This window comes from Holosporales bacterium (genome assembly GCA_031263535.1).
Classification (GTDB): domain Bacteria; phylum Pseudomonadota; class Alphaproteobacteria; order UBA3830; family JAIRWN01; genus JAIRWN01.
On the sequence record JAISFO010000016.1, the window covers coordinates 1 to 11,592 of the forward strand.

Genomic DNA, 11,592 nt, shown 5'->3' on the forward strand with positions numbered 1-11,592 from the left:
CGACTTTGATATAGCTGGATACGGTCAGTGCTTGTGCAAAGGCGTAAAGTCTGGCCTTATAACGGACCTAAGTGCCGTTGAAAGCGCGATAACCAAGGCGGTTGACCTTGCTGAAAGTACCGCTAGGGTGGCTGTTAATTCCGCCGTAGTAAGCGTTTCCAGCCACAAGACTTTTGCGGAAGTATATACGGCTTCGCTGGAAGTTCAGGGTAACACAATCACCCACCAAGACGTGCTTAAAGTGATTGCGTGCGCTCGTCCTGATTTACGCGGCGAAGGACTTGAAATAATTCACGTAATCCCCGTTGAATACAGTGTTGACGGTAACGTCGGCATAAGCGACCCTGTTGGCATGGCCGGACAGCAATTAGGCGTTCAGCTGCATGTCATTGCCGTTCCTAAGTTGGCGCTTAACAATTTGCTGCTTAGCGTTTCTAGGTGCCATATAAAGGTCGATGGAGTTTTCCTGGCCCCCTATGCCGCTTCGATCGCCGTAGCCAGCGACGAGGATATAAACTTAGGGACAACGGTTATTGTGTTTGGTGGAGGAACCTCGTCTTTTGCGACTTTTTATAAAGGCGCGCTGGTGTGCGTAGAAACCTTGCCTGTAGGGGCGGCGCACATTACAAACGACCTATCGTACGGACTTAAGACTTCTTATGACAATGCCGAAAGATTAAAGACCCTTTACGGGTCAGTGGTTGCTTCTGCTAGTGATGGTAAAGAAATGATATTAGCCCCGCTGAATGAGCAGGGCGACAACATCACTTTACAGCAGGTACCAAGGTCTGAGCTTATTAAAATCATTATTCCCCGTGTGGACGAGATTCTGGACAGAATCAAGAATCGCTTCGACGCAAGGCCGTATTTAGATACGGTAACAAGAAAAATCATTTTGACCGGCGGAGGTTGTCAACTGCCAGGCCTTAAGAATCTTGTGGCTGACAGATTTGGCAAGCCAACGTTCATGGGGACGGCTGATCATATAAAAACTTCCTCAGTTGAGCTTAAACCAGACTTCACTACTGCCGCTGGATTAATGATGTTCGCTCGCTTTAAATTGGCTGACACTGGCGCAAATGACGAGGTTGATCAGACCGAGCCTACCCCTTCCAATGGCTTTTGGACAACCGTATCGAACTGGATTATAAAAAACCTTTAGTATATTAGCGTTAGGTCATTAAGAGTACGACTCTAGAGCGCAAATTACCGCAAGATTTCTCGCTTACCGATGTGATTGGGCTTGCTGACAACGCCTTCTTTCTCCATACGCTCGATCATCCTGGCTGCGCGGTTGTATCCTATTTGCAAATAGCGCTGGACAAAGCTGGTCGTGGCTCGACCTTCGCGCAAGACTATCTCTAAAGCCTGGTCATATAAAGGATCGGCCTGAGCGGAGGAAAATCCGCCAAACTCAATATCATCATCGATATCTTCTTCGGGGTCGCGAGTAATTTCTTCCATGTAATCAGGCGGGCCAAACTGTTTAAGGTACTGAACCACTTTTTCAACTTCTTGGTCGCTGACAAATGGTCCGTGTATGCGGGTGATCCGCCCACCAGTAGACATGTACAGCATATCGCCTTGCCCCAAAAGCTGCTCACTTCCCTGTTCGCCCAGTATAGTGCGGCTGTCTATCCTGGAAGCGACCTGAAAGCTGATTCTGGATGGGAAGTTGGCTTTAATCGTACCGGTAATTACGTCTACAGATGGTCTTTGCGTTGCCATGATAAGGTGAATGCCGGCCGCCCGAGCCATTTGTGCCAACCGCTGAACAGTCGCATCTATTTCCTTCCCGGCCGTCAGCATTAAGTCGGCCATTTCGTCCACTATAATGACGATGTAAGGAAACGGCTTTAAGGGTATGTCTTCATATTCATAGATAGGTTGGCTTGTTTCCGGGTCGTATCCAGTTTGTACTTTATAGGACAGGTCGTCCCCGGTTTTTTTCGCACTAAGTATTTTGCTGTTATAACCTTCGACATTCCTTACGCCGAGCTTAGACATGGTGCGATAGCGGGACTCCATTTCATTTACGGCCCACTTAAGAGCAACCACCGCCTTTTTGGAATCAGTAACCACCGGCGACAAAAGATGCGGAATACCGTCGTAAACAGACAGCTCAAGCATCTTTGGATCGATCATTATAAGCTTGCACTGTTCAGGCGAAAGCTTATAAAGCAACGATAAAATCATAGCATTAACGCCTACCGACTTGCCTGAGCCAGTTGTCCCAGCCACAAGCAAGTGCGGCATCTTAGCCAAATCGACGATTACAGCGTCTCCACCAATATCCTTGCCTAAAGCAACAGTAAGCGGTGAAGGGCTGCTGGTATACGCGCTGTCCGACAGCAATTCACGCAAGAATACCGTCTGTCGTTTGGCGTTTGGAAGCTCGATACCAATTACATTTCGCCCAGGGACAACCGCTACGCGGGCTGAGATTGCGCTCATGGACATGGCTATGTCGCCCGCCAGGCCAATAACGCGTGCAGATTTTATGCCAGCCGCTGGCTGCAACTCGTAAAGCGTTATGACCGGACCTGGCTTAACCCCGATGATTTCCCCTCTTATACCAAACTCCTCTAGCACGCCTTTAAGCCTTTTGGCATTGGATTCCAAGATACGTTGATCCAGCTTTTCCTTATCAAAAGTAGTCTTGGGCTGATGCAAGAAATCCAACGGAGGTAAAATAAACTCGCCGGTGACTGTGTTAATTTCTGTATCGCTTTTTAAAGTCGCGGTTTGTCTGTCGCTGTGGTCCAAGCTAAGCTGTGGCGATACAAGCCCGTCGCCATTGATCATGCCCAGGCCGCTGTCACTCCAACTCAGGTTCTGTGAGCCAAGCATAAAGCCGATAAATTTCTTGCAACCAGCAAATACGCCGATGATGATGGCCGATATCCATTCATATAACTTCTTAATGCCCAACAGCACAGAGTGGAAAGTAGTTTTGGTTGAACAACAAAACATAGTAAAGGCGAGCTGCGCCCAGATAAGCGGCATGAGTACTGCTCCGCAGGCCTTAAGGTATGCGTGTTTTCTTAGGAAGCCGTTTACAAACCCAACGACTGCCTTGCCGCAAAAATTTCCGCTGTCCGGCCAAGTCGTTGTAGCCAAAAGGCACGCCGCCGCTGTACAGGTGATAATTACAAGAATTCCTCTATACCAGGGAACGCCGGTGCTAAATAAGGCTCGCCATCCCCAAAATGACAGAGTAAGCGGCAATATATAGGACGCCAAGCCAAACATCTGCATCAAAAAATCCGCAGCATAACTGCCATAGACCGAAAGCCAATTGGTTGGGCTTAAGTTGTTGGATACGTTAAAGGATATATCTAAAGGATTATAAGAAATAAGCGCGAGAGCAAGCATTGCTGCCAATAAGAAAAACAGCACCCCTAAAAAGATGCTGGCACAGCGAGAAAACATTACCCGCAAATCCTGTGACGCCAGTCGCTGATTCTTCACTGTCCGTTCCAATAATACAGATGAAATCTAACACGACCAGATTTTGATGAAAATCAAATAACTGCGGTAGGTAAACTGTCTTAAATTTGGCTGTTCTTCAGCAGACGTATTCAGGTGTATTTAGATGCACTGCGAACAGGCTACCAGCCCATTCGCAGTAGATCTTTTAACTATTCGAATTCTGGTAGAGAGTATGGATCGAAAGGAGCATCGAAAGAGTCATCCAGAACTCTATTAGCCTCTAAAAATTTCGGATGCCTAGACAAGTCCACCTCACCAAAAATATCAAAGGCTCTAAATCCAAAATTACGTGTAGCTACAGTAGACGTATCACAAATCCTAAATAAGTGGTAATACTCATCAGTGTCTACGAAAAGTATTGTAAATGCCCCAGGAGGTGGGGGATTAAAACTTCTCTGCTCAGATAGTGTTACCCACCTGCCATCCCCTTTTGATGCTTGAAAGACAAAATCTTTCGTTATAGGTCGATGCGGTATATTAGGGTAGGTTGCAATCATAAAGGCAAATGGACGAATTTCAATGTGAACAAAAGAAAACATTAATTTTGCCTCCGCGCTACCATTCATATTTATGCCTGTTGGAGTTCTATGATTAAATATATCGGCTAGGTTACCGGTACGATTTCTATCATGATGAGCTCCAGGAGTGGCTAAAAGACGAACTTCAGCTGTGTTATACATGTTTCGTGATTTAAAGAATATGTAATGCAATACTCCCGCTTCTCGCATCTGATAGGCCTTACCCTCATCATAACATGACATGAAATAGTTATGGTCTATATGATAGTCGCTATAATCAATCAGCTCTTTCACCTCTAGCTCACCCAAAGTTGGAACGAGTTCGGTCATTTGATTCTGGGGCAGCGGTAATCTTTTTGCCCCTCTCTGCGTTCTTAATGGCATCACTGGCGCGCTTAAGCTTACCGTTTTTATGGTAACTCCACCTATTTTATGCGAACAAGTTGCGGGCGCTATTTGACGGCTTGCCGAACATATTTTGCCCCATTTTTCCGTTAATAGTAAAATCGATATAACTATTATACCTTTATATAAAGTTTTCATAATGTAATCCTCATATTATACCTGTTACACAATAATATATAATATACTTTTTCATAAAAAGCAAGTTTTATTTTTTTATAGTAAATATTTTTATTGCGTGTTGATGCAGTTTTTAGTTATATAATTATTCAAAATATTTTATATTACGAGTAATAAATTTCCTGCCTCTTGTATGTAGCTGTTTTAAGGAGGTAAAACTCAAATGTTAATACATACGCTTAAATAAGATGATAACCACTCAATTTATTGAGTCAGTAGAGACTTATTAAGATTGATGAGCGCAGCAAAAAGCATAGTTATGCTGGCGCGTTTATCAAGATCCAATGCTTCAGTGTTATTAATAATTGATGTGGCCTTAGTGTACGACTTAACTACCGTTTGGACTGAGACCGATCGGCTAATGTGCTTAAGCCACGTGTATTCGGCATCGATGGTTGACGATTGTTCCAGCCCAATCAGCCAGTTACAGGGCAGCAGAAACAGCCTGGGCAGGATAATACGGACAAAAGGCCAAACGGTACTAATATCTCGGGCAAAAAGTTCTGACAGCAAGCAGTTTAGCGAAGCCCCTTGGCTCAGCAGCTTTAGTACTGATTTATAAGCCTCAAGCCCTATATACGCCTCTTCATCTGGGGCATAAAGCTTCATCGCATCGCCAACAGATCCGTTGGCTACTGTCGCTAAGTCGACAATTTCTTCATTGGACACGCCAGGGATAAGACGCCTTAGTATTGTAGAAACTTCCCCTAGCGAAAGGGCTGAAAAGGTGACTTTACGGCATCTGGACGCTATGGTTTTTGGCAGAGTATTGCTGTTATTGCACACCAGAATTATCACGGCGTGACTTGGCGGTTCCTCAAGCGTCTTCAGCAGCATATTTGCGCTGTTGCGATTAAGCTTTTCCGCGTTATCTATCAAAAGTATATTAAAGTCAGATACAGCCGGCCGGTTGTAAATTCGCGATATGGCCTTACGCACTTGATCAGCCGATATTTCGCCGTCCGATTCAACTACCGTAAGGTCTGGATGTATCTGATTGCTGATCATTTTATGAACCGGATCGGTAGGCGAGACCTCTAAGGTTTCTGCATTTTTGTTATTCCCATCCTTGGCCAAAAGGTATTTGATGAAACGATAGGCAAGCGTAGCTTTCCCTACACCAGATCTACCCTCAAACAGCCAGGAATGAGTTGATTTATCTAAGCTGGCCTTAATTGCATCAAGCGGCCTTTGGTGCCCGATTAGAAATAAGGTATCTTTGGGGCGCTGCGACATATTATTTTATTAGGCGCTTATGTAATACTTCTTGAAGCCTTTTTTGTATCGCTTCGACCGGTCCAGAGGCTTTGACGGTAACGCACCGGAAAGAAAACGTTTCGGCGAGCTTTTTAAAATTTCTTTTGACCTTTTCATGATATTCGGACGGCATGTTGTCCCATGGATCCTTACCGCCTTTACGTTGCCCAATGCGATAAAGCACATCCTTCAGCGGCAGATCAAGGATCATGGTGAGATCTGGCTCAAAATCTTTCATAACGATGTGCTTTATGCCCATGATATGCTCAATTGAGCAGCCCTTCATTACCCCCTGATAAACCAATGACGAGTCATAGAACCGGTCACAAACAACCCATGTGCCATCTTTAAGGGCTGGCCAGATAGTATGCTTAAGCAACTGCCTTCTGGCGGCAAAGAACAGCATAACTTCGACCAAAGGGTCGCTGATCGAAAGCGTCATGCTGCGCAGGAGTTGACGAATTTTTTCGCCCAGCTCTGTCCCGCCTGGCTCGCGTACAGAAATCGCCTTAATGCCAATATCGTTGAGGTAAGAAACCAGCAACTCTGCCTGAGTCGTTTTTCCTGTACCGTCCCCGCCTTCTAAGGTAATGAATTTACCGCTCATACACAGACTCTGACGTTAATCGAAATCTTACTGAACGACAATCGGCGCCGTCAGTTTTTACTTGCCTGGCCAAAGGCTACGAACCGTTTGCTTGGCTTTTTCCCACAGCCTTATGAAAAAATTGAGTTCTTCAACATCCTCTGCGGCGATAAGAGGGAATTCAAAGCTCAAAGCTGGATTCTCTTTAAATTCAAACCTCAGCGTTGCCAGTTTCTGCCCCTTTTTCACTGGGGCGGCAACCTCATTGCAAGAAAGCGAGGCTTGTAAGCTGTTTAGTAAATGGCTTGGAACCGTAATGGCATACACGCCGCCATCAACCACAAGATCTACGGCACTTTTTTTGCCCAAGTTGACCTTCATTTGGCCATAGATTCCCTTAGTGTCAGCAAAAACGTGATTGGCAAACTGACTGTACCTAAATTCAAGCAGTTTCCTGGCTTCGTGCGTACGGCTTCTGGCCGATTTGCATCCGTTTATAACCACAACAATTCGCCGCCCATCTCGAATCGCTGATACGATAACGCCGTATCCGCCCGCCTCGGTCAGTCCAGTTTTAATGCCGTCAACCCCAATATCCTGCCACAGCAAGTTGTTGCGGTTGTACTGATGTATGTCTGAGTAAGTGAACTCTTTTTCAGAGAAGTAGTGATAATACTCGGGAAAATCGCTTATAAACCTACGCGCAAGCACAGCCAGGTCATAGACAGACGAAAAGTGGCCCTCATCCGTAAGTCCGTGCGAATTCTTGAATCGAGATGACCTCATACCTACCTTGGACGCCGTTGCGTTCATGTGCTGAACACAAACATCTTCTGAACCAAACAATTTATCGGCCAATACAATACAAGCGTCGTTACCGGACTGAACGATGATGCCGCGGATAAGGTCCTCAAGCCTGACTTCGCTTCCAGCCTCTAGGAACATTTTCGACCCTGACATACGCCAGGCCGTTTCACTGACTATGGCGGTAGTGTTCAGATCAAGCTTGCGGTCTTGTATCGCCTGAAACGCCACATACATCAGCATAAGCTTGGTCATCGATGATGGCGCGGTTCTAGACAAAGCATTTTTCTGGAACAAGATCGCTCCTGTGCTGAAATCCATGATTATGGCTTCTTTGGCTTCGGTTGATATCGTTGCAAGCGTGTAATCGTCGATCAGCTTCTGCTGGCTGTTTGAGGAAGCGTTTTCGGCAGAAGCGCCGTCAGGAGATCCGATCGAAGCCTCTGATATAACCAACAACGACAGTATATAAGGAAATACCCGAAAACCACGAAGAGCCATGCGTTTTTACCTCTTATAGCTGGCTAACTATACAAAGAGGCGGCGGTGTTTTAAATGCTTTTTTGTGGCAAGTGTCTGCGGTACAACCCACGCTTACCTTTTCCCTTAATATAAAGTATGCGTTTACTGGGCCTAGGTATTTTCCGCAAATTATGATCTTCCAAATCCTCAGGTTTACTAACGGGCGGCCTTGTAGATACAGATATAAGCTCGGTTATAGGATCGGCTTTAAGTCGTGGGCCTTTGTTATAACCTTCGATTTTATGTCCTTTTGACCAGAACTGTCCATCAAACGCCGCTTGCAACAACAGGTTTACTCTACTGTCGCGTTCTTTTCTCGTTTTGCCTCCCATAACGACGGCTATCATACGACGACCATCTTTGACCGCAGATGCGGCTAAATTAAATCCGGATTGTTCGATATATCCGGTTTTAATTCCATCATACCGCAACCCTCCACGATTAAACCACAGCAAGCCGTTGTGATTCCTGTGGCTCCAGCCGTAATATGTGAAAACTTTGGTCGAAAACAGCTTATATTGCTCTGGATACTTTCTTATCAGATGTTTTGAGAGCTTAGCCATATCCATTGCGGTTGTCTTCTGATTGCGAGCAAAAAGCCCTGAAGCATTCCTGAATGTCGTATTTCTCATGCCTATGCTGCGGGCTTTTTGAGTCATAAGTCTGGCAAAGTTTCCTTCTGTTTTTCCCACCGCTTCCGCAAGAGCGACCGCAATGTCATTGGCCGACTTTGTTGCCAAGGCCAACATAGCATCTCTGACAGATATCCTGGTCCCTGCCCTAAGCCCCAATTTGCTGGGGGACTGCATACTGGCTCGTCTGGATATCCTGATTTTTTGATCTAGTGATAATTTCCCGCTTTTAAGTGCATCAAAAACCAACAAAAGCGTCATCATTTTGGTCAGCGAGGCTGGACAGACTTGCTCTTGCGCATTTTCTTCATAAAGCACCTGCCCGCTGTCTGCGTCTATTACGACTGCACTGTACTTTGGTGTAGCATTGGCTGTACAAGCCCACGACAAAGACCATGCAGCAAGAACACATACTACTAAGGTCAAAATCGATTTTGACAATGAGCTGCTGATACAGGGCCTCATTATGTTGTTAAATGAGTTTTGTATAAACATAACTTTGACTAAACACGTTTGCTAAATACCAAAACTCAGCGGATTATGAAATAAAAATATTAAAATATCGTTACTTGAGTGATGTTGATTGTATACAACTTATTGAATGTTTAAGGAAGAAGAACCAAGCTCTGCGGCTTGCTACAGGATGACCATTTGCTCTCTGCAGGATTACAGATCTGCTTTGCGCAAGCTGTTTTCTACAGAAGCTTTTAATTTTTTAAACTGAAGAAGATCTTTGCCTGACAGTTTTTTTCCAGGAAGAACACCGACTAAAAGCGGGTTAAGATGCGCCCCATCCTTGATAACTTCGAAATGTACATGAGGGCCAGTTGTAAATCCGCTTCTGCCAACACAGCCTATAGCTTGCCCACGAATAACATAGGCCCCTGGCCGAATTCCTGCGGCAAATCTGCTCATATGCGCGTACAAAGTTGAATACCCGCCCTGGTGAGACAAGCATACGACCCGTCCATATCCGGGCCTTTGCCCAACAAACGTTACTCTACCGCTGCTGGCCGCATGGATTGTGGTACCAAAATTTGCCGCTATATCAACACCATTGTGCCTACATAAACGCCCAGATATGGGATGCGCGCGACGACCAAATTTCGAAGATATGCGTCCGCCATCGATCGGAGAACGCATGATATTTTTCTCTAAAGAGTTCCCTGCTTCATCAAAGTACCCGCAAGTACTGGTATGAGAACGCATGCCATAGACTTTAACCTTCTTGTTCCGCAGAGTTAAATTAATAAACTTTAAGTTCCCAGCCTTTTTTGTATCGGTATCCTTGATGCTAACCGTTTCGTAAACTAACTCAAACTTATCGCCATGCTTAATGCTTCTACGAAAATCGATCTGACCATTCAACGCTTGAATAACCTGGCTGGCAACCCTGGCAGGAACACCTCTTGCCAGAATATCTGAGCTTAAGTTGCTTTTAATAACCCCACGCACCGCAACATCAGTACGAACCAAGGTACAAGGCTTTTTGTTAAGCTTAAATTGATCGCTTGAACCTACTCTGTAAACCTCTATAGATCCGGCAAAGCCATTACCAACCACGACCTTGTTTAGTCTGGCATTGCCATCACCTGTTACTGTTTTATCAAGGCAAATCTGATGCCCAGCGGGAATCTTTCTAAGGTCCAATGCCTGTTTCAGCACAGATGAAACCCTGCAAGCCTCACCCATCTCTATACCATTACGCACCAACAGCTTTGCTATACTTTCACCAGCTAAAAGCCTGTCTGTAAGTTTAATTTGCTGATTTTGCGCTAAAGGTAGCTCTGTGGACTGCTTATCGAACGTAGGCTTAATCGCATTTTCGTGAACAGTCTGGGCCGGCTTTGCTGAAGATAGCTGTGCTACTGTTGTTGAGGGATTTTTGACGGAACGAGTTGCCTGATTCGTAGGTGTGCCGTCACGTAGAAAAAACGACAACACACACAAAAACATGGATCCGGCAATCAGCTTCCTCCGGAACCTTAGTGATAACAGACCACGTCCCAAACCAACCCCAATCAAACCTTCAAGTGCCGGCGCATAATTACATATTGCGAAACAAAAGTCAAATCTCGAAAATCAAGCCCCGCCCCTCTTTCGCTGCAGTCCATCAAAATTGTTGGAAGCTATATATTGGCCAGGGGTTATTTTTGGCAGCTCTGACAGAAAAAGGAAGACCGGCCATTGGCTTTAGATTTAAGGATAGTTTGTTTACATCGTGGGCAAGCCTGACCGTCTTTCGAGTAAACTAAAAAATGCTCTTGATAATGACCTTTGCTACCGTCAAGGTGTACATAATCCCTCATGCTTGTGCCACCCAGCGACACGGCGGTCCTAAGCACTTTTTGTATTGACGCGACAAGCTTTGCACATTCTTCTTGCGCCAGATTAGAAGACATGCGCATAGGATTTATACCTGCCTCAAATAAACTGTCATTGGCATATATGTTCCCTATGCCGGATATTTTGCTTTGATCCAGCAGCAAATTTTTAATCGTCGTTTTGTTTTTTCTGGTCAAATCAAACAACCATTCTGCATTAAAGCTGTGAGACAATGGATCGATACCAAGGCTGGTGATGTACTTCGGCTTATTCATAAACACATCCACAAGGCCAAATTTTCTTATGTCGAATAACTTTATTAAACAATCGCCAAGATTAAAAATAATGCGAAGATGCCTCTCTTGTGAGGGGTGGTCTAGGCTAGGCGTCGTCAATAACTGACCCGTCATGCCCAAATGAATTGCCAGCGTCTCCCCGTTACTTAGGCCAAACAGCAAAAATTTTCCTTCCCTGTCTATTTTGCTGATTTTTTGGCCAAGAATGTCGCCGCGGATGGTGCTTGGTACGGGCCGCCTAAGTTTATCGGTTAATATGCTTATATCCTGAACAGTACGACCAAGCGCTACTTTTTGCAGTTGCCGCTTAAGTGTCTCTATTTCTGGAAGCTCTGGCACTAATTTAGCGGCCCCTGCGCAAAGATAGCCTTATCTCCATTGGCGGCAAATTTAAGAATATTTTCGGCCACAAAGTCTAGGATTTTTTCCAAAATATTCAGCTCACCGCCTGTAAACTTTGACACAACATAGTTGGTAATATCAATTTTATTATCCGGGCAACCAACCCCTATACGCAGACGATGGAAATCAGGGCCAATATGCGCGATGATGTTGCGTATCCCATTATGACCGGCGTG

At 45.2% G+C, this 11,592-nt stretch carries 10 protein-coding genes; 1 reads left to right on the forward strand and 9 read right to left on the reverse strand.

Annotated elements, in window-relative coordinates; genetic code table 11:
* Positions 1-1,162: cell division protein FtsA (gene ftsA, locus LBL30_01335; GenBank protein ID MDR1031750.1), on the forward strand; the 1,162-nt coding region annotated here is incomplete at its 5' end.
* Between the two features lie 44 nt (positions 1,163-1,206).
* Here ftsA and LBL30_01340 read toward each other — a convergent pair.
* The 9 genes from LBL30_01340 to LBL30_01380 all read right to left on the reverse strand — a co-directional run.
* The gene (locus LBL30_01340) at positions 1,207-3,471 is read right to left on the reverse strand and encodes a DNA translocase FtsK 4TM domain-containing protein (protein ID MDR1031751.1); all 2,265 of its coding nucleotides are present in this window, start codon (positions 3,469-3,471) and stop codon (positions 1,207-1,209) included.
* Between the two features lie 170 nt (positions 3,472-3,641).
* On the reverse strand, positions 3,642-4,553 hold the full coding sequence (locus tag LBL30_01345) for a hypothetical protein (GenBank protein ID MDR1031752.1): 912 nt from the start codon (positions 4,551-4,553) through the stop codon (positions 3,642-3,644).
* A 243-nt stretch (positions 4,554-4,796) separates the two neighbouring features.
* Positions 4,797-5,828 carry an AAA family ATPase gene (locus LBL30_01350; protein ID MDR1031753.1) on the reverse strand — a complete coding sequence of 344 codons (1,032 nt, stop codon included), beginning with the start codon at positions 5,826-5,828 and terminating at the stop codon, positions 4,797-4,799.
* A 1-nt stretch (position 5,829) separates the two neighbouring features.
* On the reverse strand, positions 5,830-6,456 hold the full coding sequence (tmk, locus tag LBL30_01355; protein ID MDR1031754.1) for a dTMP kinase: 627 nt from the start codon (positions 6,454-6,456) through the stop codon (positions 5,830-5,832).
* 57 nt (positions 6,457-6,513) lie between these two features.
* The gene (locus tag LBL30_01360) at positions 6,514-7,740 is read right to left on the reverse strand and encodes a D-alanyl-D-alanine carboxypeptidase (protein MDR1031755.1); all 1,227 of its coding nucleotides are present in this window, start codon (positions 7,738-7,740) and stop codon (positions 6,514-6,516) included.
* A 50-nt stretch (positions 7,741-7,790) separates the two neighbouring features.
* Positions 7,791-8,834, reverse strand: coding sequence for a D-alanyl-D-alanine carboxypeptidase (locus LBL30_01365; GenBank protein ID MDR1031756.1), 1,044 nt, complete (start codon positions 8,832-8,834; stop codon positions 7,791-7,793).
* A gap of 225 nt (positions 8,835-9,059) precedes the next feature.
* Positions 9,060-10,349, reverse strand: coding sequence for a M23 family metallopeptidase (locus tag LBL30_01370; GenBank protein ID MDR1031757.1), 1,290 nt, complete (start codon positions 10,347-10,349; stop codon positions 9,060-9,062).
* A 191-nt stretch (positions 10,350-10,540) separates the two neighbouring features.
* Entirely contained in the window at positions 10,541-11,353 is an 813-nt protein-coding gene (gene mutM, locus LBL30_01375) for a bifunctional DNA-formamidopyrimidine glycosylase/DNA-(apurinic or apyrimidinic site) lyase (GenBank protein ID MDR1031758.1), read from the reverse strand.
* Positions 11,353-11,592: aminoacyl-tRNA hydrolase (locus LBL30_01380; protein ID MDR1031759.1), on the reverse strand; the 240-nt coding region annotated here is incomplete at its 5' end. The genes LBL30_01380 and mutM, both read right to left, overlap by 1 nt.

What these genes read in the sequence shown, in the direction of transcription:
- LBL30_01345 (MDR1031752.1), bottom strand. Translation starts at nt 4,553, where the DNA reads ATGAAAACTTTATATAAAGGTATAATAGTTATATCGATTTTACTATTA.
- LBL30_01350 (MDR1031753.1), bottom strand. Translation starts at nt 5,828, where the DNA reads ATGTCGCAGCGCCCCAAAGATACCTTATTTCTAATCGGGCACCAAAGG.
- tmk (MDR1031754.1), bottom strand. Translation starts at nt 6,456, where the DNA reads ATGAGCGGTAAATTCATTACCTTAGAAGGCGGGGACGGTACAGGAAAA.
- LBL30_01360 (MDR1031755.1), bottom strand. Translation starts at nt 7,740, where the DNA reads ATGGCTCTTCGTGGTTTTCGGGTATTTCCTTATATACTGTCGTTGTTG.
- LBL30_01370 (MDR1031757.1), bottom strand. Translation starts at nt 10,349, where the DNA reads ATGTTTTTGTGTGTGTTGTCGTTTTTTCTACGTGACGGCACACCTACG.